The following is a 23,885-nucleotide window of genomic DNA, read 5'->3' as shown; positions in this document are numbered from 1 at the left end:
TCACTTTCCTCCGATCTCCCGGTCCGCGCCACCGCACTGATCGCGAAGCGGCGGGGAGGGCGGGCGCGGCAGGGTCGCGGCACGGCTGTGGTACATCACACCGGGACGCGTCTGCCAACGTGTGACGGACGACCCGCCGCGGCAGGGCAGTATTGCGCCCATGTCGAATCTCCGCTCGAACATCGTCACGTGGCTGGGCCGCAAGTACTTCACGAAGATTCAGAAGAACGGGTTCGATCTGTCCAAGATGTCGTTTCTTCCGGATGCCACGCTGGCACCGCTGAAGCGTGACGGACTCGACCCCGTGGCAGATCTCTCCACAACCCGGGCAAAGGAACCCATCAGCAAGATTTGGCTCCCTTTCGGGATCAATGGCTGGCTCGTCACCGGATATGACGAGACCAAGGCGGTACTGGGAAAGGCGAAGGGGTTCAGCTCCGACTTCACCAACCTCGCAGAGAAGAACATCGGCGTCGCCCACCAGCAGAATCCCGGCGGCCTGGGCTTCAGTGATCCACCGACACATACGAGACTGCGGCGGCTGCTGACGCCCGAATTCACCATGCGGCGGCTCAGCAGGCTCACCCCGCGCATCCACGCCATCGTGGAGGAGCGGCTGGACGAGATGGCCGCGGCCGAGGGCCCGGTCGACCTGGTGGAGATGTTCGCGCTCCCCATTCCGGCCCTCGTCATCTGTGAACTGCTCGGCGTTCCCTACGAGGACCGCGAGGACTTCCAGCGGCACAGCACGGCGCGATTCGATCTGGGCAGCGGGGCGAACGCGTCCCTCGGCGCCATGTCGGACTCGCTCGCGTATCTGCACGGAATCGTCCGCAAGCAGCGCGAATCACCGGGTGACGGGCTGCTCGGCATGCTGGTGAAGGAGCACGGCGACGAAATCGACGACCAAGAGCTGGCGGGGCTGGCCGACGGGGTGCTGACCGGCGGTCTGGAAACCACCGCGAGCATGCTGGCGCTCGGCACGCTCGTACTGCTCCAGGCCCCCGAACAGTTCGCGGCGATACGCGATCAGGAAGACGTCGTCGACCGTTTCGTGGACGAGCTGCTGCGTTATCTCTCCGTCGTCCAGGTGGCGTTCCCGCGCTTCGCGCGCGAGGACATGGAGATAGCGGGCACGAAGATATCCGCCGGGGATCTGGTGCTGTGCTCGCTGAGCGGCGCGAATCGCGACGAGAAGCTGGGCCCGGACATGGATCGGGTCGATCCGCACCGGCAGGCGTCCTCTCACCTGGCATTCGGCCACGGCATTCACCGCTGCATCGGGGCCGAACTCGCCAAGATGGAACTCCGCGCGGCCTACCCGGCGCTGATCCGGCGATTCCCGGAGATGCGGCTGGCCGTCGACGCCGACAAGCTCAAGTACCGGAAGCTGTCCATCGTCTACGGCGTCGACACGCTGCCGGTGAAGCTGCGCTAGACGAGCGCCGAGAGGGGTGGAGGGGGACGGGGAAGGGACGGGGAGAGAAGGGGGCGAGGGCGGGGTATCGCGGGGTGGGCACGGGGAATTGGGAGCCTGTCAGATGGGGATCTGACAGGTGGGGACCCTGGCAGGTGGGGACCTGGCAGGTGCGGATCTGGCGGGTGGGGATCCGTCAGAAGCGCTCGGTCAGTTGGTCACGCCCGGCCGGAGGCTCGTACGCGGCCGGCCGGAAATCGGTGATCGTCTGGATCCTGCCGTCCGGCGCGGAGGTGAAGAAGCTGATGCCCTGCGTCTCCTCCTCATCGTCGCTGAACCGGACCCAGGAGACCGCCTGGGTGGCGTCGGCGACCACGCGCTCGACCTCCAGGCTCCACTCGCCGAGCTGCTCGGCGTTGAAGCGGACCACGCCGTCCCGGCCGACCACCCGCTCCCGGGTCTGCGGAAGCTCGTAGCGAACGTCGTCGGCGAGGGTCGCGCCGAACGCCCTCCAGTCCCTGGCCTGGGCCGTTGCCCAATATGTCTCCACGGTCGCGGCTATGTCGCCCATCATCTCCCCCTCCGTTGCGGCCCCGTCTGTCCATGCCCGCCGCGAACGTTATCCACAGGCGCGAGGGGACGCCAGCGCGGATGTCGGGGTGCGGCGCAGAATGGGGTCATGACTGAGAGCACGGAGTCCATGCCGGACTGGGAAAAGCGGTTTCGGGCACCGCGAGTGGGGTTGCCGGAGTGGGCGGAGGACGCCCCCGACCGGTCGCTGTTCGTCTCGAACGCCACGGGCACGTATGAGCTGTACGCATGGGACCGGGCCACCGGCGCGCAGCGCCAGGTGACGGACCGGCCGAACGGGACGACGGACGGGGTGCTGACCCCGGACGGGCGGTGGATCTGGTGGTTCTCGGATACCGACGGCGATGAGTTCGGGGTGTGGCGGCGCCAGCCCTTCGAGGGCGGCGCGGTCCGCGAGGGCGGCGAGGCCGGGGGCGCGGAGGCGGACGAGCCCGCGGCGCCCGGTCTCGAACCCTCCTACCCGGCGGGTCTCGCGCTCGGCCGGGACGGCACGGCGGTCGTCGGCCGGTCCACGGACGAGGAGGGCTCGACGATCCATGTGGTGCCGCCGGAGGGCGAGCCCCGGGAGATCTACCGGCACCGGGAGTCGGCCGGGGTGGGCGACCTGTCGTACGACGGGACGCTGATCGCGGTCGAGCACACCGAGCACGGCGACGCCATGCACGCGGCGATCCGGGTCGTCCGGCTCGACGGGACGGCGGTCGCGGAGCTGGACGACACCAAGGGCGGCACCGAGGAGCTGGGCCTGTCCGTCATGGGCTTCGCGCCGGTCGCCGGGGACAGCCGGCTGCTGATCGGGCACCAGCGGCGGGGCCGGTGGGAGCCGATGGTGTGGGATCCGCTGACCGGGGTGGAGACGGCCCTGGCCATCGACCTGCCGGGCGATGTCGGCGCGGACTGGTTCCCGGACGGCTCGGCGCTGCTGGTCTCCCACGACCACCAGGCGCGCGGCGAGCTGTGGCGGTATGAGCTGGCCTCGGGTGAGCTGACCCGCGTCGAGACCCCGGCCGGGTCGATCGGGGGCGCCTCCGCGCGGCCGGACGGCGCGGTCGAGTTCCTGTGGTCCTCGGCCGAGCAGCCGCCGCAGGTGCGGTCGACGACCGGGCGGACCGTGCTCGACCCGCCGGGGTTCAAGGCCCCCGTATCGGTGCCGGTCACCGACGCCTGGGTGGACGGACCGGGCGGGCGGGTGCACGCGCTGGTGCAGAAGCCCGCGGGCGAGGGCCCCTTCCCCACCGTCTTCGACATCCACGGCGGACCGACCTGGCACGACAGCGACTCGTTCGCGGCAGGCACGGCGGCCTGGGTCGACCACGGTTTCGCCGTCGTCCGGGTCAACTACCGCGGCTCGACCGGGTACGGGCGGGCCTGGACGGACGCGCTCAAGCACCGGGTCGGGCTGATCGAGCTGGAGGACATCGCGGCGGTCCGGGAGTGGGCGGTGGCCTCAGGGCTGGCCGATCCCGGGCGGCTGGTGCTGTCGGGCGGCTCCTGGGGCGGCTATCTGACGCTCCTGGGCCTGGGCACTCAGCCCGAGGCCTGGGCGCTGGGCCTGGCGGCGGTCCCGGTCGCGGACTACGTGACGGCCTACCACGACGAGATGGAGGCCCTGAAGGCGATGGACCGCACGCTCCTCGGGGGTACCCCGGAGGAGGTGCCGGAGCGCTTCGAGGCGTCCTCCCCGCTGACCTACGTGGACGAAGTGCGGGCGCCGGTCTACATCTCGGCCGGGGTGAACGACCCGCGCTGTCCGATACGGCAGATCGACAACTACGTGGAGCGGCTGGTGCGCCGCGGCGCCCCGCACGAGGTCTACCGCTACGACGCGGGGCACGGCTCGCTCGTGGTCGAGGAGCGGATCAAGCAGTTGCGCTTGGAGATCGATTTCGCTCAGCGTCACCTGAGTCCGAGTCCGAACCCGAGCCTTCCGGGTCCGGGGAGCGGTCCGGCCGCGGACCGGACGAAGGCGCCGCAGGCCCGTCCGGAGTGAGGCCCAGCGCGAGGTCGCGGGCGGCCTCGACCTCGCGCCGGAAGAGCCGGAACCACATGAAGACCACGAAGCCCGCGAAGACGAACCACTCACCGGTGTAGCCGAGGTTCTGGAACGCCTTGAGGTCCAGCCCGGTGCCCTCCGCCACCACGGGGGGCACCGGCCGCAGGGCCCCGGGCGCCTGGGAGGAGGTGATCCACGCGTCGTACACCGTGTACGGCACCAGATTGACCAGCGAGGCGTCGCTGATCATGCCCAGCTGACCGCGCGGCAGAGCGCCGCTCGCGGACGACCCGCCGCTGCCCTCGTGCTCGGTCGCCTGGAGCGCTCCGGTGACCGTCACCCGGCCGGACGGCGGCGCGGGCACCTTGGCGGTGTCGGCCTTGGAGTCGGCGTCGCCGGGCAGCCAGCCGCGGACGACGGGCAGCGCCTTGCCCCCGTCGGTGCGCAGCAGCGTCAGCACATAGAAGCCGGTACGGCCGCCGAGCCGCCGGTCAGGGACGAGGAGTTGGTGTTCGGTGTCATACCGGCCGGAGGCGGTCGCCCGCCGCCCTGAGGTCTCCGTGGTGACCGGCAGCAGGTCGTGCAGCGGCTTCACCGCGGCCTTCTCGGCACCGGCCGCATCGTCCTGCTGCTGCTCGTGGGTGTCGATGCGCGTCTCGAAGCGGCCGAGCTGCCAGCTGCCCATGAAGAGGCAGAACGGGATCGCCACCACGGTGAACACGTTGATCACCCACCAGCGGGGTGTCAGCAGAAACCGATACACACCCCCACGGTACGGGCCCCGCGCCGGGCCCCCGGCGGCGGGCCCCGGCTTCACGCCGCCGGGAGGGCCGGGACCGCGGCGGGTAGAGGCCTCGGGTGAGAGCCCGGGTGAGGGCCCGGGTGAGGGCCCGGGAGGAAGCCCGGGACGACGCTCAGGAGGAGGCCAGCAGACCGGTGCCGTAGACCGTCCCCGCGCAGGCGCCGCTCAGGGTCACGCTGCCGACCGCGGGCTCGCCCGCCTCCGGCGTATAGCTGACCTGGACACTCGCGGCAGGCTGCTCGCCACCGCCGCCCGGGGCGCCGCTCGGCTCCCCCGAGCCGGGCTGGTCCGCAGGGCCGCCCGCGGCATCCGGGGAGGGGCTTTCGGTCGGCGTATCGCCGCCGGACGTGGGGCATCCGCTGGTGCCGCCGCCAGACGCCGGTATCCAGGCGAAGCGCACGTCGTACCCCTGGCCCGGCTGCAGGATCAGGGTGCCCGGACCGGTGGCCGGGTCGGGCAGCCCGCTGGCCGCGTCGCCCGCCGTGTGATCGACGAAGAAGACCTTCGCCGGGTCCGCCGCGCCCTGCGCGGTCACCCCGTAGGTGCCGCCGCCCTCGACCATGCAGGCCTGACCGGAGGTGTTCACGACGCGGAACGAGCCATAGATCCGGCCCTCGGCGTCCGGCGCTCCGGCCGACCCGCCGCTCCCGCCGAGCTGGGTGCGCGAGCAGGTGGGCGAGGTGGCGTTCAGCGTGCTGGTGGGGTCGGGGGCGGTGCCGCCCGAGTCGCCGCCCTGGTCGCCCTTGGACGGCTTGTCCTCGCCCTTCTTGCCGTCCTTGTCCTTGGGGTCGCGGTGCTCCGTCCGGGCCTTGTCGGAGGGCCCGTCGGGGTCCTTGCCGCCGCTGCCTTCGCCGCGCCCGCCGTCGTCGCCCCCCTGCGGGGTGCGGTGGCTGCTGGCCGCGTTGGCCGGGCGGCCGTTCGAGGCGTTGCTGGCGGACGTGACGTGCACCAGGGCGGGCAGTGCGGCGCCGCCGAGCACCACCGCCGCCACGGCCCCGACCAAGGCCTGGCGCCGCCGCACCCGGCGGGCCGGCACGGCGCGCCGCAGATGCTCCAGGGAGTGCGGGGTCGGCTCCAGGTCGTCCACCGCGTGGCGCAGCATCCGCCGTAGCGCCTGCTCGTCCATGCCACCCGCGCCGTCTGCGCCGGTGCTGTCCGAACCAGCGCCGTGAGTACCCGTGCCCTCAGGACCCGTGCCGCCGGGACCCGCGCCGTCCCTCCGGTCGGGGTCCTCCGGGCCCGGCGTGTCGTTCTCGTGGTTCATGCGGGAGCCTCCATGGCGACGCGGAGCGCCGCGATGCCGCGCGAGCCGTACGCCTTGACCGAGCCGAGCGATATGCCCAGCGTCTCAGCCACCTGGGCCTCGGTCATATCGGCGAAGTAGCGCAGCACAAGGACCTCGCGCTGGCGGCGCTGCAGCCCTTTCATCGCCTTGATCAATTGGTCGCGCTCCAGCTGGTCGTACGCGCCTTCCTCGGCACTGGCCATGTCGGGCATCGGCTTGGAGAGCAGCTTCAGCCCGAGGATGCGGCGACGCAGCGCGGAGCGGGAGAGGTTGACGACCGTCTGCCGCAGATAGGCGAGCGTTTTTTCGGGGTCGCGGACTCTTTTGCGCGCCGAGTGCACGCGGATGAACGCCTCCTGCACCACGTCCTCGCAGGACGCGGTGTCGTCGAGGAGGAGCGCGGCGAGACCGAGCAGCGACCGGTAGTGGGCGCGGTAGGTCTCGGTGAGGTGATCGACTGTGGTCCCCGCTGCCATCGCCATCGCGTCGTCAGCGTCCTCGCGCCCTGTCGCGAGGGGCGCAGGGCGGGCGGTCGACCATGGCGCGATCACCGGCATACCGCCTGATGTGCGCGGACGCGGGGGCCGCACTGCCGTGCCGCCGCGCCCTGGAACCGTTGCGATGCCGAATGCCTCTGCCACGTATGTTGGACACGCTGTCCCCCGTCAGGGTTGTACGCGCGAGGCACCGCTTTTGACGCTGCACCAGATCCCCCCATGCGCCCCAACTCTCCCCTATGCCCAGTTTTCACAGCGCCCACTGGTGGGCGACCAGAAAGACGCTCCCCGCTCGCTGCCGGTTGCAGCAAGCGGGGAGCGGTTCGTCTGACAGGCCACCTGGCCCGGATCAACTGGTCCAGGCCATTGCCCAGATCACAGGATATTCACATTGTCCGGGGTGTGCACCTCGTGCGGCGCACTCTCCGCGGGGCGCTACGCGGCGGTCAGTTCCGCCGCGACGACCTCCCCGATCTGCGCGGTGTTCAGCGCCGCGCCCTTGCGGAGGTTGTCGCCGCACACGAAGAGTTCGAGCGCCTTCGGGTCGTCCAGCGAGCGCCGCACCCGGCCGACCCACGTCGGGTCGGTGCCCACGACATCGGCAGGCGTCGGGAACTCGCCCTCCGCCGGGTTGTCGCACAGCACCACTCCCGGCGCACCGGCCAGGATCTCGTGCGCCGCCTCCACCGTGACCTCGTTCTCGAACCGCGCGTGCACGGCCAGCGAGTGGGTGGTGATCACGGGCACGCGCACACAGGTCGCGGTGACCCGCAGACCGGGCAGCCCCAGGATCTTGCGGGACTCGTTCCGGACCTTCAGCTCCTCCGAGGACCAGCCGTCCTCCTTGAGCGAGCCCGCGAACGGCACCACGTTGAGCGCCATCGGCGCCGGGAACGGCCCGGTCTCGCCGACCGCCCGCCGTACGTCGCCCGGGTGGGTACCCAGTTCCGTACCGGCCACCAGCGCGATCTGCTCGCGCAGGGCGTCGATGCCCTCCTTGCCCGCGCCGGAGACGGCCTGGTACGAGGAGACGATCAGCTCGCTTAGCCCGAACTCGGCGTGCAGCGCGCCCATCGCGACGATCATCGACAGGGTGGTGCAGTTCGGGTTGGCGATGATGCCGCGCGGCCGGACGCGCGCCGCGTGCGCGTTCACCTCGGGCACGACCAGCGGCACATCCGGATCCATCCGGAAGGCGCCGGAGTTGTCCACGACGACCGCGCCCTTGCTCACCGCGACCGGCGCCCACTGGGCCGAGACCTCGTCGGGGACGTCGAACATCGCGACGTCGACGCCGTCGAAGGCCTCCTCGCCCAGCGCGATCACCTCGACCTGCTCGCCCCGGACGGTCAGCTTCCGGCCGGCCGAGCGCGGCGAGGCGATCAGCCGGATCTCACCCCAGACGTCGGCCCGCTCGGACAGGATCGAGAGCATGACTGTGCCGACGGCACCGGTCGCACCGACGACGGCGAGCGTCGGCTTCCGGCCACCGGCGCCGCCGGCCCGGGTCATCGGCCGGTACCTCCGTACACGACGGCCTCGACGCTGTCGCTGTCCAGGCCGAACGCGCTGTGCACGGCGCGGACCGCGTCCTTCACGTCGTCGGCGCGGGTGACGACCGAGATGCGGATCTCGGAGGTCGAGATCAGCTCGATGTTGACCCCGGCGTTCGACAGCGCCTCGAAGAAGGTCGCGGTCACGCCCGGGTTGGTCCGCATCCCGGCGCCGATCAGCGAGATCTTGGCGATCTGGTCGTCGTAGCGCAGCGAGTCGAAGCCGATCTGCGGCTTCGCCTTGGTCAGCGCCTCCATCGCCCGGTGGCCGTCCGTCTTGGGCAGCGTGACCGAAATATCGGTCAGTCCGGTCGACGCGGCGGAGACGTTCTGCACCACCATGTCGATGTTGATCTCGGCGTCCGAGATCGTGCGGAAGATGGCCGCGGCCTCACCCGGCTTGTCCGGCACCCCGACGACCGTGACCTTGGCCTCGGACGTGTCGTGCGCGACCCCGGAGATGATCGCCTGCTCCATGCCTTCTTCTCCTTCTCCCGCTTCCTGCCGATTGCGCACCCAGGTGCCCTGATGGCCGGAGAACGACGACCGTACGTGGATGGGGATGTTGTAGCGGCGCGCGTACTCCACGCAGCGCAGATGCAGCACCTTGGAGCCGCTCGCGGCCAGCTCCAGCATGTCCTCGTACGGGATTTCGTTGATCTTGCGAGCCTTCGTCACCACGCGCGGATCGGAGGTGAACACTCCGTCCACGTCGGTGTAGATCTCGCACACCTCGGCGTCCAGAGCCGCCGCGAGGGCCACCGCCGTGGTGTCCGAGCCGCCCCGGCCGAGGGTGGTGATGTCCTTGCTCTCCTGGGACACGCCCTGGAAGCCCGCGACGATCGCGACCGCGCCCAGCTCGAGCGCGTCGCGGATGCGCCCCGGCGTGACATCGATGATCCGTGCTTTGTTGTGGACCGCGTCGGTGATGACTCCTGCCTGGCTGCCGGTGAACGACAGCGCCTCGTGACCGAGGTCTTTGATCGCCATGGCGAGCAATGCCATGGAGATTCGCTCTCCCGCGGTCAGCAGCATGTCGAACTCGCGCCCAGTAGGAATCGGGGATACCTGCTCGGCGAGATCGATCAGCTCGTCCGTCGTGTCGCCCATCGCGGAAACCACGACGACCACCTGGTGGCCGTTCTTCTTGGCTTCGACGATTCGCTTGGCGACCCGCTTGATGCCCTCGGCATCGGCAACGGAGGAGCCTCCGTACTTCTGCACGACAAGGCCCACGTGCGCTCCTCGCAGATCTCAATGTTGCGGTCGGCTCAGTCTAACGAGCGGCCGGAAAGTGCCCTCCCAATATCAGATAGCGAGACACACGCCTCACTACCCGACCAGGACGGACCAGACGGACCCGGGCGGACCAGGGGGATCATGCGGCACAACGTCCCCGTACCGCGGATACTCCTGGCATCCCGCACCACTCGTTCAGCGACGAACCCTGCCCGCTTCCGGGCGAAGCACACGGGAACGTAACCCAGCTCACAGGGCGCGCGGGGCCGCGGCGGCGCCCGCGCGGGGCTCCGTACTGCCCGAGGGCGCCCCACGGCCGCCCTCGCGCCGGAGCCCGCGCGGGGCGCTCAGTGGCGTTTCAGGAGGAGCCTCAGGGGAGTCTCAGGGGAGTCTCAGGGGCACCTCACGGACGCCTCACGGACGCCTCAGGGCCGCAGGGAGCGCAGCCCCAGCGGCTCCGCGATCTCCGCCGCCATGACCCGGCCGGCCTCCTCCGCCAGCGCCTCGTCCCCGCCCGCGCTACTGTCCGTGTCCAGTCCGTCCAGCTCGTCCAGCGGGCTGTCCAGCCGGACGTGCGCGACGAGCGACTGGAGCGCGCGCAGCGCGGCGGAAGCGGTCGTACCCCAGTTGGAGAGGTACGAGAACTGCCACCACCACAGCGCCTCGCTGATCCGGCCCTCGCGGTAGTGCGCCATGCCGTGCCGCAGATCCGTGATGATCAGGGCGAGGTCGTCGGAGATGCGGCAGGGGACGGGCTCACTGCGCGGTACGTACGGGTCGAACACCTCCGAGTAGATGTCCACCGGCTCCAGCAGCCGGGCGAACCGCTCCCGCAGCTCGTCCACGTCCGGCTCCGGACCGGCGTCCGGCTCGTACCGCTCGTCCGGTACGAAGTCCTCGTGCGCGCCGAGCCTGCCGCCGGCGAGGATCAGCTGGGAGAGCTCGAGCAGCAGGAACGGCACAGCGCTGTCCGGTTCGTCGCCCTTGGCGACCTCGGTGACCGCGACGATGAAACTCTCGATCTGATCGGCGATCTGGACCGCGAAGTCGTCCGGGTCCGGGTGTGCGTCGTGCAACGTTGCGTCAGACATCGAGAAGTCTTCTCCCTTCGAAGGCACGACCCAGCGTGACCTCGTCGGCATACTCCAGGTCTCCCCCGACGGGAAGACCGCTGGCCAAGCGCGTGACCTTCAGCCCCATGGGCTTGATCATGCGCGCGAGGTACGTGGCGGTGGCTTCACCCTCCAGATTCGGATCGGTGGCCAGGATCAGCTCGGTGACCGTTCCGTCCGCGAGCCGGGCCAGCAGCTCCCTGATCCGCAGATCGTCCGGGCCCACGCCCTCGATGGGGCTGATCGCCCCGCCGAGCACGTGATAGCGGCCGCGGAACTCGCGGGTCCGCTCGATCGCGACAACATCCTTCGGCTCCTCGACCACGCAGATGACCGCGGGGTCGCGGCGCGGATCCTGGCAGACCCGGCACTGCTCGGCCTCGGCGACGTTCCCGCACACCGCGCAGAACCGCACCTTCTCCTTGACCTCGGTCAGCGCGTGAGCGAGGCGTCGGACGTCGGTGGGCTCGGACTGGAGGATGTGGAAGGCGATCCGCTGCGCGCTCTTGGGACCGACGCCGGGCAGCCTGCCCAACTCGTCGATAAGGTCCTGGACCACGCCCTCGTACACGCCTGCATCCAATCTCGCGCCGCCGCGCGGTGGCTGTACCGCATATGAATATTCGGTTGCGCCGGTCGAAACGGGGCACAGCACCCGTCGAACCGTCGGTCGGCCCCGTTCGCACGGCCCCCGGAACGGACCGCAAAACGGGCCCTCGGCCTGGGACTTTCCGTCTCAGCCCCATCGGACTCAGGCTTTCCGCCCCAGCCCGTCGGACTCAGACTGTCAGTCCCAGACCCTCAGTCTCAGGCCTTTGGCCTCAGAAGGGCAGCCCCGGCATCCCGCCCAGTCCCTGCGCCAGCGGGCCGAGCTTCGTCTGCTGGAGCTCCTGCGCCACATGGTTCGCGTCGCGGACGGCCGCGACGACGAGGTCCGCGAGGGTCTCGGTGTCCTCCGGGTCCACCGCCTTCGGGTCGATCACCAGACCCTGCAGCTCACCGGCACCGGTCACGGTCGCCTTCACCAGCCCACCGCCCGAGGACCCCTCGACAGGCGTACGGGCCAGCTCCTCCTGGGCCGCGGCGAGGTCCTGCTGCATCTTCTGCGCCTGCTGCAGCAGCTGCTGCATGTCAGGCTGGCCACCACCGGGAATCACGAGTTCGCTCCTGGCTGTCGACTGCGGTTCTCTTCGATAGCCCGAGCCTACGTGCTCCTACGGCGCCTTGCCCTACGCCGTACGGAGGAGACGACCACGGCCCGCCCCTCCCCTACGGGGCCTACTCGTTCGCGATCTCCTCGATCACGGTGGCGCCCAGCTCGCGCACGATGAGGTCATGCCCGCTCAGCGCGGTCTCGTCGAGATCCGGGTCGTCCTCGGCGGGCATGTCCTCCTCCGGCGAGATGGGCGGAGGCTCGGGCTCCCGGTACTCCCGGTACGCGGACGCCTCGGCGGGCGGCCCCGCGTCGGCGGGCGCGGGAGCCGGGGCCGGGGCCGACGGTGCGGCGGAGGCGGACGGAGGCGCGGGCGCGGACTGGCGCGGCGGCGGGGCGGGCTGACCGCCGCCGCCTGCGCCGCCGCTTCCGCCTGCGCCGCCGCTTCCGCCTGCGCCACCTCCGCCGAAGAAGCTGGTGCCGCCGCTGCCACCTCCGGCTCCGGCTCCGCCTCCGCTTCCGCCGAAGCCGCCGGGGCCGCCCGACGCTCCCGGCCCGGGCCCGCCCGGACCGCCCTGCCCTCCAGAAGGATCGACGATCGCCTCGATGCGCCACTGCACGCCGATCGCGTCGTTGAGGGCCTGCCGCAGGATGTCCTCACTGCCGCCGTTGGCGAAGCTGTCACGGGCGCCCGCGTTGGGGAACCCGATCTGGAGGGTGGTGCCGTCGAAACCGGAGACCGTCGCGTTCTGGCTCAGCAGGATCCAGGTGAAGCGGCGCCGGTTCTTGACCGCCTCCAGGATGTCCGGCCACATCTGCCGCACCTGCTGGGCGCCCTGCGCCATGCCCGGCGTCGGCTGAGGCTGGCCGGGCCCACCGGCCGGACGCCCCTGCCCGGCCGCTGCCGGGCCGGCCCCGGTCCCTCCCGGGGCGGGCGCAGCGGCCCCCGACCCCGGCGCTGAAGCCGAGGGCCAGGCCCCCGGCCGCTGTCCCCCGCCCGCCGCGGGCGGACCGCCGGGCTGCTGCCCGCCGCCGCCCGCACCGGGCTGTGTGCTCGTAGGCCAGGCCCCGGGCCGCTGCCCGCCGCCCGGCGCCGCCGTCTGCCCGGCCGCGCCGCCGCCTCCGCCTCCGCCCGCCGCAGGCCAGGCGCCGGGCCGCCGCGCCCCACTGTCCGCGCCGCCGTCGTCACCAGCCGGACCGCCGCCCACCGCAGGCTCCGCGGCCGCGCCGGAAGCGTCGTACCCAGGCGCCGCGGCACCACCGCCGCCACCGGCGGGCGGCCCCTCGTCCGGCGCGCTGGGCTGCGCCCCGGGGGCACCCGCGTCCGGCCCACGACCGCCGGACATCGCCGCACGGGCGGCCGCCGGTCCGGAGGGCCCGGCCGGGACGTGGGCGTCGGGCCCCGGTACGTACCCCACTGCGGGCCCGGCCCCACCGCCGACGCCACCGCCACCGCCGCCAACCGCACCGCCCAGGCCGCCCGCCAGGGCACCCCGCTCCAGCCGCTCCAGCCGCGACTGGACGGACCGCTCGTCGTCGAAAGCGGCGGGCAGCAGCACCCGCGCGCAGATCAGCTCCAGCTGCAGCCGCGGCGAGGTCGCGCCGCGCATCTCCGTCAGCCCCGTGTTGACGAGATCGGCCGCCCGGCTCAGCTCGGCCCCGCCGAAGACCGACGCCTGCGCCTGCATCCGCTCGACCACGTCGGCCGGGGCGTCGATGAGCCCCTTGTCCGCCGCGTCCGGCACGGCGGCGAGGATCACGAGGTCACGCAGCCGCTCCAGCAGGTCGGCGACGAAGCGCCGGGGGTCGTTGCCGCCCTCGATCACCCGGTTCACGACCTCGAAGGCCGCCGCGCCGTCGGTCGCCGCGAACGCTTCCACGATCGCGTCGAGCAGCGAGCCGTCCGTATAACCGAGCAGCGAGGTGGCCATGGCGTACGTCACGCCGTCCTCGGTCGCGCCCGCGAGCAGCTGGTCCATGACCGACATCGAGTCCCGGACGGACCCGGCGCCCGCCCGCACCACCAGCGGCAGCACCCCGTCCTCGACCGGAATGTCCTCGCGCCCGCAGACCTCACCCAGATAGTCGCGGAGCGTCCCCGGGGGCACCAGCCGGAACGGATAGTGGTGCGTACGCGACCGGATGGTGCCGATGACCTTCTCCGGCTCGGTGGTCGCGAAGATGAACTTCAGATGCTCCGGCGGCTCTTCGACCACCTTCAGCAGGGCGTTGAACCCCGCCGAGGTGACCATGTGGGCCTCGTCGATGATGTAGATCTTGTAACGGCTCGACGCGGGCCCGAAGAAGGCCTTCTCCCTCAGCTCCCGCGCGTCGTCCACGCCACCGTGCGAGGCGGCGTCGATCTCGATGACATCGATCGACCCGGGCCCGTTCCGCGCGAGGTCCTGGCAGGACTGGCACTCCCCGCACGGCGCCGGGGTGGGGCCCTTCTCACAGTTCAGACAGCGGGCCAGGATGCGCGCACTGGTCGTCTTGCCACAGCCGCGCGGACCACTGAACAGATACGCGTGGTTGACCCGGTTGTTGCGCAGCGCCTGCTGCAGGGGATCGGTGACATGCTCCTGCCCGATGACCTCCGCGAAGGTCTCGGGGCGGTAGCGGCGGTACAGCGCGAGGGACGACACGCTTACGACGATATCGGGGCCCACCGACATCCGGACGCCGCCCGGGTCCCCGCCCCACAACGCCCCCACCAACGAAAGGGCCCCCCACGCACCCGCCAGAGCCCACTTACCCTTGCTGCCTTCCGGCCCTGGGGGAGTTCGGTGAGATAGCGCCACGTGAGGGGCTGGCCCCCACCCTAGCGGATAGAACGGGGTGGGAACGAGTTCGCGAGCACTCCCGATCGTCTTGTAGAGTCTCCAGCGGAGGATTCGCCTAGAGGCCTAGGGCGCACGCTTGGAAAGCGTGTTGGGGGCAACCCCTCACGAGTTCGAATCTCGTATCCTCCGCCATTGCCTTCACCGGGCAATACGTCGAAGGGCCCCACCGCTCGCGGTGGGGCCCTTCGGCGTTCGTGGTCTCACTTTTGGTCTCGGTCGGGACCTGCGGAGGCCGGCTGCGCGTCGCGGCGCATCATGGCCGTCCCCGCGAAGGGGTCGCGCTGTCGCGGGAAGGTGGGTGCGCAATCGGGGCAGGCGTAGACCGTGCCGCCGCCAGCGCTCGCGCCGTGCCCGATCGCCACCACGACCGGCTGCCTGGTGGTCGTTTGGCAGCGGGCACACACCTGGACGTTCATCGGGCCGTCACCCCCTCGGCAAACTCAGCGGCGATCGCCCGCACCAGGGCCTCGCGGAGCCGGGTCGCGTCGGTCAGGTACCGGTCCGGCCCCACCGGAATACGCCAGTGCAAGCGCGGACCATCCGTCCAGCCCGCAGGCGGTACGCCGACGTACGTAACCTCGGCGCCCTGCGCACTCAGGGCGTGGATCCCCTTCTGGAGACGTTGCCAGTCCTGGGCGTGACCGCTCGGGATGAGCCAGTACATCAGGCCGTAGTCGGCGATGACGGCGCCGGACGCGTCGGCGAGCAGCTGCAGCGCGCACTCGCCGATGTCCGCAGAGGCTCGTACCGCGTCCCAGTACAGCCCGACTTGAACCAGCTCTACGTCGTCGCCGTTCGGCGGCATCCATGACAAGGCTTTGGTGGTCATGCGTCCCCTTCCCCATTACGGGTAGTGAGGAGACAGAACCGTGCGTCATCCTGAACCGGCCAGCGCCGACCCGCACCGCGCATGGCCGCATGCGGCCGACGCATACAGATAACGGATGAACAGCGAGACCCAGGTACCAAACAGGGGTGGGCATGAACTGGTCTGCGCAGGCGATCCGCGACGCCTCCCACCAAGGTGACTACGGCCGGGTGGTGAACCTGGCTCGCCGTGCCACCGGCGTCTCCCAACGCCAGCTCGGTGATGCCTGTGGGGTCAGCCAGTCCGCCGTCTCACGCCTCGAAGGCCGCGGCACGGCCTCCTACGACATGACCATCCTGGCGAGAGCCGCCACGCATCTGCACATTCCCCCGCGTCTGGTCGGCCTCGCTGACCACGCGGCGGCGCATGCCGCCGAGAATGGACAGCACGACGTGCACCGGCGCAACTTCCTCGCGGGAACGGCAGCGATAGCCGCGACGCCCGCTCTCCCCACTCGTCGCCCTCGCCCCACAGACGCTGGGCAGGCCGCGACACTCCGCATGGCCACCACAGCCTTCCGCCGCTTGGACGCCACCACCCCCTCCCGCCATCTGTCCGAACCGGTCCTGGCGCACCTGCGGCTCACCCAGACCATCACGGCCGAGGCCGAAGCCCCGGAGCAGCGTGCACGCCTGGCGGCCGTGGGCAGCGAAGCGGCGTCGCTCGCGGGGTGGCTGGCCTGGGACATGAACGACATCGGTTCGGCCCGTACGTGGTACGGCGCGGCCATCAAGGCCGCGCGCACCTCCGGCGACCGACTGCTCCTCGCATACCAACTCGGCAGCCTGGCCGGGTTCGAGGCAGACGCCGGCAATGCCGCCGAGGCGCTGTCCCTCGTCCACCGAGCCCATCGACATCTGGGAGAGGACACACCGGCCATTGCCTCAGCGTGGCTCAGCATGGTGGAAGCCCAGGCGCACGCGGCATCTGGAAATGCGACCGCGGCGGACACCGCGCTGCTCCAAGCCGCCCGCAGCACGGACACCATCCAGGACGACCAACAGCCCCCGTGGCCTTGGGTGTTCACCTTCACCCACAGCAAGGTCGCAGCGGCCAGGCTGACCTGTGGCGCGCGCCTCGGCCTCCCCCAATGGGTGAACGCCTCCCAGGACGCAGCGGCTGCCGCGCTTACTTCGAGCCACGAAAAACAACGCGCACTGCTGACCCTCGACCTCGCCGCCGCACACCTCACAAGCGGTCGGCTGGACGGCGCGTTCGCCCTGGCCACCCGCGCGCTGGAGACCGGTCTGCGATACCGATCCGGCCGGATCATCGAACGCGCCCGTGGCCTCCGGCGGTCCTACGCCTCACCGACTCCCCCCAAGGTCGTCCGCGACTTCGACGACCGACTGCACGGCATCTACCTGTAATCGCGAAAGGACACTTCATGCGACTGGGCATCACCGGCCACCGAGGCCTGCCCCCGAAGACGGAGCACTTGGTCCGCCTGGCCCTTGAAGACGAGGTAGCCCGCCACGCGCCCGACGACCTGGCCGGGGTCTCGTGCATCGCCGATGGCCCGGACGCCTGGTTCGCCGAGCTGGTGCTGAAGGCCGGTGGCCGCCTTGAGGTCGTCGTACCTGCGGAGAAGTACCGCGAGGGCCTGCCGGAGGAGCACCACGAGACCTACGACCGCCTCCTCAAGCAGGCGACCGAAGTCCACCGCACGGGCCTGATCGACTCCAACTCGCAAGCCCACATGACCGGAAGCGAAATTCTGGTCGGCCTCGCGGACGAACTGATCGCCGTCTGGGACGGCCAACCGGCCCGCGGCTATGGCGGCACCGCCGATGTCGTGACCTACGCCGAACGCACCGGCGTCCCCACCCAGGTGATATGGCCGAAGGGCGCCACCCGCGACTGACCACACCGCACCCGAGCGTCCTTCCCGCGCACTTCCATCAGGCGCACGCAGAAAGGCCGATCACGGCCACTGTCAACCATCAGCTGGGACCGAAGTGTCAAGCATCTACCAGGACCGGACAGCCTCGCGCACGCGATCGCGTTTCTGTTACTCGGCACGTTTCCGGACTAACCGATTCCTGATGCGATTTTGGCGCCCATGGATGATCATCTGCCTACCTGAAGCTCGAACACGGAGGCATAGATTCATGAGGCCGACGCGTTCCGCTCTGCTCATCGTGGCCACCGCCCTGACCCCAGTCCTCCTCTTCACCGCCCCGGCGTTTGCCAGCGGATCGGCGGCCGATGACATGCGCGCCGTCTTGAAGACCGGCTACCGGCTGGCCCAAGCCGAGGACGACGAGGTGGCCGGTTAGGCAAAGCGGGGATGGGCCCTGCCCGACGTGTCCGGCGGCAATCCGGATCAACGGCCCGGATCAACGAGTCGGTGGCGACCGCCGGCGCGGCCGTCAGCCGCCGTCACGGTGCCGACGCCGGGGCCGACGCTCGGGCCACGTCGACGCTGCCCACCGCACGGCTGCCGAGCCATCGGCCACGCGAACAAGCCGCCCAAGCTGTCGCGGTTGGCCGCCTTCTATCCTCGCCAGGTGAGAACCACCATTCGCACCCGCCAGCTCGGGAACACGCTGCGCAGTTGGGCACTCCTGCCCTCAGGCGACGGGGACACAGCGCAGAGCTTGGCGAAGCGGCCCGTACCGCGCTCGCCCCTCCCGCCGGGGCGCGCCGCGGACCTGGTGCTGACGGTCGTCGCGTTGCTGCCCGCGGTGTGGACCAGTCTCCAGAACCCCTACCTGGGACCGGCCGCTCCCTGGGCGAATCTGCTGATCGCCGCGGTGAGCGCACTGCCACTGCTCGCACGGCGTCGAACCCCCGAACTGGTACTCGCCGTCGCACTGCTTGCCAAGGTCCTCCAGGTCTCGGCTTTCGCAACGCCCCTCGCCTACTACGCGGAGGGCGCCTATCGCGGCCCGCACAGCCGCCGGATCGCCTGGGCCTCGGCCGGTGTCGGGCTGGTGGCCCTCGCGCCCTGGAACGCGGCAGTATGGTCCAGCTTTCGGACCGTGGTGACCTGGTTCACGGTGAACTTCGTCTTCTCCTGCCTGGTGCCGCTGCTGCTGGGGCTCTACGTGGGCCAACGGCGCGTCGTCGTCGCCGGTCTCGTCGAACGGGCGGAGCGCGCCGAGCGGGAACAGCGGCTCGTCGCCGAGGCCGCGAGGGAAGAGGAACGGCGGCGCATCGCGGGCGAGATGCACGACGTGGTCTCCCACCAGGTGAGTCTGATCGTCGTACACGCCAACGCGCTCAGCGTTGCCACGCACGACCCGGAGGTGGCGGGCGAGACCGCGCAGATCATCCAGACGGCCGGTCGGCGCGCGCTCACCGAACTCCGCGAGATGCTGGGGCTCCTCAGAAACGGCCCGGCCGCCGGGGCCGGGGAGCCACCGACACCCGCGGGAAGCGGCGCTGCGAAGGGTGAGGCAGCGGTCGCGGCACACGATGGTGTCGCGTCGGCCGAGCGGCGGCCCGTCGCCGACGCGGCCGTCGACAGGATCGCCGAGCTGGCCGACGGCTCCCGGACCGCCGGGCTGCCCGTCACCATGCTCGTCGAGGGCGCGCCGCAGCCGCTGGCAGAGCCGGTCGAGCGTGCCGCACACCGGGTCGTGCAGGAGGCTCTGACCAACGTGCACAAGCACGCCCCAGGCGCCACGACGCGGATTCACCTCACCTTCGGCCCGCGAACCGTGCGGGTACGGATCGTCAACGGGCCGCCTGAGAGGCCCGCCGAGCCGGCTGCCAATGGCGAACCTCTGCTGCCCAGCGGGGGACACGGGCTGATCGGGCTGACGGAGCGGGTCCGCCTGGCCGGAGGCACCATCGGGTCCGGGCCCACCGGTGACGGCGGCTTCCGGATCGAGGCCGCGCTGCCCACCTCGGTGCCCGGAGCGCCCACAACCGGAGCTTGACCCTGCCGGGGATCGTGGCGTGCCGCCGTGCACCCGCCTCTCCTGTCCGCCACACGTCGTGTTCGACAGGCGCGGCCCCCGCAGCACTCGGTGATCGAGCCGACCTCGTGCGCCCGTGCTGAACCCGTTCGGCGACGTCGCCGATGAGTCAGGCGCTCAGGTCAGTCCCGCGTCGTGGGTGATGAGCGCGACCTGGGTGCGGTTGGCGGCGTCGAGCTTGGTCATGATCCGGCTGAGGTGGACCTTGACCGTGGACTGGCTCACGGACAAGTCGGTGGCGATCCGGGAGTTGCTGTGGCCCTGGGCGACTGCCACGGCGACCTCGCGCTCGCGGGCGGTCAGCTCCGCCATCCGCGACCGCGCTCGCGGGGCGACCGCGCCGGTGGCGAAGGCGGCCAGCAGCTTGGTGGTGATGCGCGGTGAGAGCATCGCCTCGCCGCGCGCGAGGACCCGTACCGCGTCGGCCAGTTCGCGCGGCGAGGTGTCTTTGAGCAGGAAGCCCGCCGCGCCGTGCTGGAGTGCGGCGTAGACGTACTCGTCGACGTCGAAGGTGGTGAGCGCCGCGACGGCGGGAGCATCGGGCAGCGCGGCGAGCTGCCGGGCGACCTCCAGGCCGCCGACGCGGGGCATCTGGATGTCCGTGAGCACCACGTCCGGGCGGTGCTTGGCCACCAGGTCCACTGCCACCGAGCCGTCATCGCCTTCGCCGACCACCTCGATGTCCGGCTCGGCGTGGAGGACCATCCGGATGCCCTTGCGCACCAACTCCTCGTCGTCGAGGAGGACTACCTTGACGGTCACTCACGCCACCACCTCGTCCGCGTCGGGCAACATCGCCTGCAACGGTATCCGCCGTCCCCGGTACGCCCGGTACGCCCGGCACGCAGCGGATCCGGGGCGGTGTCCTCGGCTGCGGTGTCGTCGGCGACTTCCCCGTCACCTCGCGGTCGTCCCGCAGCACGATCCAGCCGGAGTGCCGTACGACTTTCGGTCAAGCCCACCCGAGCGGAAAGGGTGACGCGCCGAGAGTGCCGACCGGGACAGCATGGACGCGCTGGTCAACGAGACACAGGAGGACAGATGACCAAACGCGGCAAGGCGGCACTGTGCGCGGTGGCGGGGGCGATCACGCTCACCATGGCAGTGACACCGTCGGCATCAGCGATCATCGGGGGACACGAAGCCACCTCGCCGTACCCGTTCATGGCGAGCGTGCAGAAGGACGGCCACCACTACTGCGGAGCCTCCCTGATCAAGCCGGACTGGATCGTGACCGCCGGGCACTGCACGGTGAACGTCAAGCCCCAGCAGCTTTCCGTCCAGGTCGGCGACCTCGATCGCACGAAGGGTGCCAAAGCGAAGGTCACCAAGGTCGTCGCGCACCCGAACTTCTCCTACGAGCCGTTCCGCGACGACGTGGCTGTCATGAAACTGGACCACCCCGTGGACGCGAAGCCCATCAAGCTGGCCGCGGAATCGGCGCCGACGGGTACCGGCACTCGGATCCTCGGCTGGGGAATGACCTGCGAGGACGGCAGCGAGTGCCCGGACCCCCCGATCCGTCTGCAGGAACTGGACACCAAGATCGTCCCGGACGACCGGTGCAGCGAGAACTACGACGCGGACAACGAGCTGTGCACCGACAGCCCCACCAAGAACGCGCAGGCGTGCATCCTCGACTCCGGCGGGCCGCAGATCAAGGGCCGTCCCGGGCGGTGGGAACTGATCGGGGCGACCAGCCGCGACGGCGACGCCGATCCCAAGTGTGCCACCGGCCCCGGCATCTACACGGACCTGACGGCCCACCGCGAATGGATCGAGCGGGCCACCGCGAAGTGACCGACGCCGCACAGGTCGATCAGACGCCACGGGCAAGTTGGTATCGATAGCGATCGCATCTCTCCCGAGACTATCGCCACCGGGAGGCTTGCCGTGCGTCGTTTCATCGGGCGGGACCGCGAGCTGAACGTGCTCCAGATCGAGCGGATGCGGGGAGATCTCACGCTGAGCCGGATCAAGGAGCAGTGGACGAGCTGGCGTGGCCGCGCGATCGAGCCCCTGGTCCGGGAATCCCTGGCCCGCCTCCTGCCGGACGGGACCCTGCCCGCCGCCCCGGCGATCGGCGGCTGCTGGACCCGCGGCAACGACATCGAAATCGACCTGGTGGGCGCCGACCGCCAGCCGGTGGCCAAACAGTTGCTTTTCCTCGGCTCGGTCAAGTGGCTGGAGAACTCCGCGTTCGACAGCCACGACCTGGCCGCACCGCAGAAGCGCCGGGCAGCGCTCACCGACGAGCCGGTACCGCTCGTGGCGGTCTCCCGCAACGGGGTCGGGTGTTCCGGCCTTCAGGCGGTGTACGGCCCTGAGGAACTGCTCGGCGCTTGGCGCAGAGTGTGAGCAGCGGTTCGGTCGTGGCATCGGGGCGGTGCGGCCAAACCTCACTCTCTTCCAGTTGACCTGCGTCAGGTCAGGCCCTGGGCCTGATGCGGTGGGCCGTCGCGGCGGCTGTGACGGCCAGGGCCAGGGTCAGGGCGAAGGTGGCCGTCAGGGCGGTGGCGGTGGGGGCCTCGTGGGCGTGGGCCAGGGCTATGGACGCGCCGCCGAGGCCGCTGAGGACGGCGGTGGCCAGGGTCTGGGCGAGTTGCATCGCCCCGCTCGCCTCGCCCTGCCGGTCGGCGGGCGCCTGCTCCATGGCGTCGGTGGTCGCCGCGTTGAACGCGATGCCCATGCCGACGCCGCCGACGGACCAGCCGGCCACGGCGACCAGGGCGGGGACCGAGGGGAGAAGGATCCCGGCGGCGATGATCGCGACGCCCGCGGCCAGGACCGCGCAGCCGATGGCGATCGGCAGCGCCCGGGAGCGCCCGCTCCAGCGGTCGTCCGCCCGGCCCTGCCAGGCCGCGCCGAGCACCCAGGCGATCGCCCCGGCGGACAGGCCGAGGCCCGCCTCCGTGGTGCTCAGGCCGCGCAGCTCGGTGAGGCCGAGCGGCAGGAACGCCTCGCTGCCGAAGTACGCGCCGCACAGCAGGAACCGGATCAGCACGCCGGTCGGTACGCCGCGCCCGCCGCGCAACGTACCCGTCGGCAGCACGGTGCGCAGGCCCAGCACCGCGGCCACGGTGCCGACCAGCGCGAGCGGCACCAGCAGGGCGAGGTTGGTGAACTGCAGGCCGCCGAGCAGGACCGCGGTGCCCGCGCTGACCAGGATTCCGCGGGCCACCGGGCCGCGCCACCAAGCTCCGTGAGCTGAGGGGGCGCCGGGCGGGTGCGGGTGTCCGCGGCGTGCCAGCGGGGGGACCGCCATGGCCCAGGCGAGTCCGATCAGTGGCAGGAGCAGGACGAACACGCCGCGCCAGTGAAGGTGTTCGGCGATCAGCCCGGCGACGGCCGGACCGGCGAGCGAGGGGACCGTCCAGGCGCCGGAGACCAGCGCGAACATCCGGGCCCTGAGGTGTTCCGCGTAGTGCAGCCCGATGACGGTGTACGCCAGGGCCATCACGGCTCCGACGCCGAGGCCCTGTACGAAGCGCCCGGCGAGGAAGACCGGCCAGTTCGGCGCGGCCCCGGCCAGGGCGCAGCCGACCGCGAAGACGGCCAGGCCGATGCCGAGCGGCCTGGCCGGGCCACGGCGGTCGGCGGAGCGGCCCGCGGCGACGGTGCCGATCAGGTTGGCGAGCATCAGCGCGGAGAAGCCCCAGCCGTAGGCGTTGAGGCCGCCCAGCTTGCCCGCGATCTCCGGGAGCACCGTGGCCACGCCCATCGACTCGAAGGCCACCAGGCCGACCGAGAGGACGATTCCCCAGGTCATGGCCGTGTACGGGGACTGGAAAACGCTCTGCGCCTGGGCCGGTCCCAGTGGCGCCGGTGGCTCCGGTGGTTCCGCGGCCGCGTTGACGGCTCCATCTTCGGCCAGTTCCCGCCGTGGCATGAGGACCTCCACTCATTTCATTACGATCCGGATCGGAACGAAAATACACGCTACCTATACTGGGCGCCATGGCAAACCCCGGCAGCACCTCCGCCCGCACCGAGCCCAGGGCGGCAGGGCGGCCGCGGGACGCGCGGCTCGACACCGCGATCCTGACCGCCACCCGGGAGGTGCTCGCGGAGGTCGGCTACCCCGGCCTCACCCTGGAGGGGGTAGCCGCCCGGGCCGGGACCACCAAACCGGCCATCCGGCGCCGCTGGGCGTCACGGCAACTGCTGGTCATCACGGCCCTGGGCGAGATCATGGGCACCGCCCCCACCCCCGACACGGGGTGCACCCACTGCGACCTGATCCTGGGCATCGAGACCATCGGCCAGGCCTTCGGGGGTGCCTTCGGCCGCCGGACGCTGCCCGCGCTGATCGCGGATCTGGCCGGTGACCCCGAGCTGGACCGGGTCTTCGCCGAGACGATCTTCCACCCCCGGCGGGCCACCACCAAGGCGGCGCTGCTCCGCGGCATCGAACGCGGTGACCTCCGCGCGGACGCCGACCTCGACCTGCTGCTCGACCTGCTGGCCGCCACCACGTACCACCGGGTGCTGTTCGGCCACATGCCGATCGACGACCGGTTGGCGCACGACGTGGTGATGACCGTCCTCGACGGCGCCGCGACGCCGCGCTGGCGCGAGCACTACCGGCAGCGCCACGACGGGTGAC

Annotated in this window: 20 protein-coding genes, 1 tRNA gene, 1 other RNA gene and 2 pseudogenes; 10 read left to right on the top strand and 14 right to left on the bottom strand. The window is 71.2% G+C overall.

Annotated features, from left to right (window positions below; genetic code table 11):
• The first annotated feature begins 160 nt into the window (after positions 1–160).
• Positions 161–1,438 (top strand): cytochrome P450, encoded by a 1,278-nt coding sequence (locus ACZ6CL_RS07230; RefSeq protein ID WP_468932237.1) that lies wholly within the window; start codon positions 161–163, stop codon positions 1,436–1,438.
• Between the two features lie 175 nt (positions 1,439–1,613).
• Here ACZ6CL_RS07230 and ACZ6CL_RS07225 read toward each other — a convergent pair whose 3' ends face one another.
• On the bottom strand, positions 1,614–1,988 hold the full coding sequence (locus tag ACZ6CL_RS07225; protein WP_468933306.1) for a nuclear transport factor 2 family protein: 375 nt from the start codon (positions 1,986–1,988) through the stop codon (positions 1,614–1,616).
• 129 nt (positions 1,989–2,117) lie between these two features.
• Between ACZ6CL_RS07225 and ACZ6CL_RS07220 the strand changes: the two genes are divergently transcribed.
• Positions 2,118–3,998, top strand: coding sequence for a S9 family peptidase (locus ACZ6CL_RS07220; RefSeq protein ID WP_468933303.1), 1,881 nt, complete (start codon positions 2,118–2,120; stop codon positions 3,996–3,998).
• Between the two features lie 85 nt (positions 3,999–4,083).
• Here the strand turns inward: ACZ6CL_RS07220 and ACZ6CL_RS07215 are convergent.
• The 10 genes and pseudogenes from ACZ6CL_RS07215 to ffs all read right to left on the bottom strand — a co-directional run.
• Positions 4,084–4,710, bottom strand: a pseudogene (locus tag ACZ6CL_RS07215) (SURF1 family protein); the annotation flags it as partial.
• 205 nt (positions 4,711–4,915) lie between these two features.
• Complete coding sequence (locus ACZ6CL_RS07210) at positions 4,916–6,067, bottom strand: hypothetical protein (protein ID WP_468932234.1); 1,152 nt, start codon at positions 6,065–6,067, stop codon at positions 4,916–4,918.
• Complete coding sequence (locus ACZ6CL_RS07205) at positions 6,064–6,645, bottom strand: SigE family RNA polymerase sigma factor (RefSeq protein ID WP_184502881.1); 582 nt, start codon at positions 6,643–6,645, stop codon at positions 6,064–6,066. The genes ACZ6CL_RS07210 and ACZ6CL_RS07205 overlap by 4 nt, the downstream gene beginning before the upstream one ends.
• A 375-nt stretch (positions 6,646–7,020) precedes the next feature.
• On the bottom strand, positions 7,021–8,097 hold the full coding sequence (locus tag ACZ6CL_RS07200; protein WP_468932232.1) for an aspartate-semialdehyde dehydrogenase: 1,077 nt from the start codon (positions 8,095–8,097) through the stop codon (positions 7,021–7,023).
• Positions 8,094–9,374 carry an aspartate kinase gene (locus ACZ6CL_RS07195; protein WP_358614645.1) on the bottom strand — a complete coding sequence of 427 codons (1,281 nt, stop codon included), beginning with the start codon at positions 9,372–9,374 and terminating at the stop codon, positions 8,094–8,096. Before ACZ6CL_RS07195 ends, ACZ6CL_RS07200 begins: the two co-directional genes overlap by 4 nt.
• 428 nt (positions 9,375–9,802) lie before the next feature.
• Positions 9,803–10,468 (bottom strand): DUF5063 domain-containing protein, encoded by a 666-nt coding sequence (locus ACZ6CL_RS07190; RefSeq protein WP_468932228.1) that lies wholly within the window; start codon positions 10,466–10,468, stop codon positions 9,803–9,805.
• Positions 10,461–11,060: a recombination mediator RecR gene (gene recR, locus ACZ6CL_RS07185; protein WP_009716708.1), complete on the bottom strand. Its 600-nt coding sequence runs from the start codon at positions 11,058–11,060 to the stop codon at positions 10,461–10,463. Before recR ends, ACZ6CL_RS07190 begins: the two co-directional genes overlap by 8 nt.
• Positions 11,061–11,310: 250 nt before the next feature.
• A complete protein-coding gene (locus ACZ6CL_RS07180) occupies positions 11,311–11,646 on the bottom strand; it encodes a YbaB/EbfC family nucleoid-associated protein (protein ID WP_009716707.1) in 336 nt (111 codons plus the stop codon).
• Positions 11,647–11,767: 121 nt separating this feature from the next.
• Complete coding sequence (locus ACZ6CL_RS07175) at positions 11,768–14,287, bottom strand: DNA polymerase III subunit gamma and tau (RefSeq protein WP_468932223.1); 2,520 nt, start codon at positions 14,285–14,287, stop codon at positions 11,768–11,770.
• Positions 14,288–14,360: 73 nt separating this feature from the next.
• Positions 14,361–14,455, bottom strand: an RNA gene (gene ffs, locus ACZ6CL_RS07170) — signal recognition particle sRNA small type.
• A 74-nt stretch (positions 14,456–14,529) separates the two neighbouring features.
• On the opposite strand from ffs, the gene ACZ6CL_RS07165 reads away from it, so the two are divergent.
• Positions 14,530–14,617 (top strand) — tRNA-Ser (locus tag ACZ6CL_RS07165).
• A 280-nt stretch (positions 14,618–14,897) separates the two neighbouring features.
• Here the strand turns inward: ACZ6CL_RS07165 and ACZ6CL_RS07160 are convergent.
• Entirely contained in the window at positions 14,898–15,314 is a 417-nt protein-coding gene (locus tag ACZ6CL_RS07160; RefSeq protein ID WP_468932221.1) for a hypothetical protein, read from the bottom strand.
• A gap of 152 nt (positions 15,315–15,466) precedes the next feature.
• Between ACZ6CL_RS07160 and ACZ6CL_RS07155 the strand changes: the two genes are divergently transcribed.
• The 4 genes from ACZ6CL_RS07155 to ACZ6CL_RS07140 all read left to right on the top strand — a co-directional run bounded on the left by ACZ6CL_RS07155 (position 15,467) and on the right by ACZ6CL_RS07140 (position 19,240).
• Positions 15,467–16,723: a helix-turn-helix domain-containing protein gene (locus tag ACZ6CL_RS07155; RefSeq protein ID WP_468932218.1), complete on the top strand. Its 1,257-nt coding sequence runs from the start codon at positions 15,467–15,469 to the stop codon at positions 16,721–16,723.
• 17 nt (positions 16,724–16,740) lie between these two features.
• Entirely contained in the window at positions 16,741–17,217 is a 477-nt protein-coding gene (locus ACZ6CL_RS07150) for a hypothetical protein (RefSeq protein WP_468932215.1), read from the top strand.
• Positions 17,218–17,464: 247 nt separating this feature from the next.
• Positions 17,465–17,632, top strand: a complete 168-nt coding sequence (locus ACZ6CL_RS07145; protein WP_468932213.1) for a hypothetical protein — start codon at positions 17,465–17,467, stop codon at positions 17,630–17,632.
• A 231-nt stretch (positions 17,633–17,863) separates the two neighbouring features.
• A complete protein-coding gene (locus tag ACZ6CL_RS07140; protein ID WP_468932210.1) occupies positions 17,864–19,240 on the top strand; it encodes a sensor histidine kinase in 1,377 nt (458 codons plus the stop codon).
• Between the two features lie 156 nt (positions 19,241–19,396).
• Here ACZ6CL_RS07140 and ACZ6CL_RS07135 read toward each other — a convergent pair whose 3' ends face one another.
• Positions 19,397–20,041 carry a response regulator gene (locus tag ACZ6CL_RS07135; protein ID WP_468932206.1) on the bottom strand — a complete coding sequence of 215 codons (645 nt, stop codon included), beginning with the start codon at positions 20,039–20,041 and terminating at the stop codon, positions 19,397–19,399.
• Between the two features lie 279 nt (positions 20,042–20,320).
• Here ACZ6CL_RS07135 and ACZ6CL_RS07130 point away from each other — a divergent pair, with 279 nt between their 5' ends.
• Entirely contained in the window at positions 20,321–21,079 is a 759-nt protein-coding gene (locus ACZ6CL_RS07130; protein ID WP_468932203.1) for a S1 family peptidase, read from the top strand.
• A gap of 126 nt (positions 21,080–21,205) precedes the next feature.
• Positions 21,206–21,637 (top strand): annotated as a pseudogene (locus ACZ6CL_RS07125) (DUF234 domain-containing protein); the annotation flags it as partial.
• A 70-nt stretch (positions 21,638–21,707) separates the two neighbouring features.
• Here ACZ6CL_RS07125 and ACZ6CL_RS07120 read toward each other — a convergent pair.
• Entirely contained in the window at positions 21,708–23,168 is a 1,461-nt protein-coding gene (locus tag ACZ6CL_RS07120; protein WP_468932200.1) for an MFS transporter, read from the bottom strand.
• 68 nt (positions 23,169–23,236) lie between these two features.
• Between ACZ6CL_RS07120 and ACZ6CL_RS07115 the strand changes: the two genes are divergently transcribed.
• Positions 23,237–23,884 carry a TetR-like C-terminal domain-containing protein gene (locus tag ACZ6CL_RS07115; RefSeq protein WP_468932197.1) on the top strand — a complete coding sequence of 216 codons (648 nt, stop codon included), beginning with the start codon at positions 23,237–23,239 and terminating at the stop codon, positions 23,882–23,884.
• The last annotated feature ends 1 nt before the right edge of the window (position 23,885 follow it).

It is taken from the genome of Streptomyces sp. NPDC041200, assembly GCF_055591805.1.
This window is presented reverse-complemented; position numbering and strand designations above follow the sequence as displayed.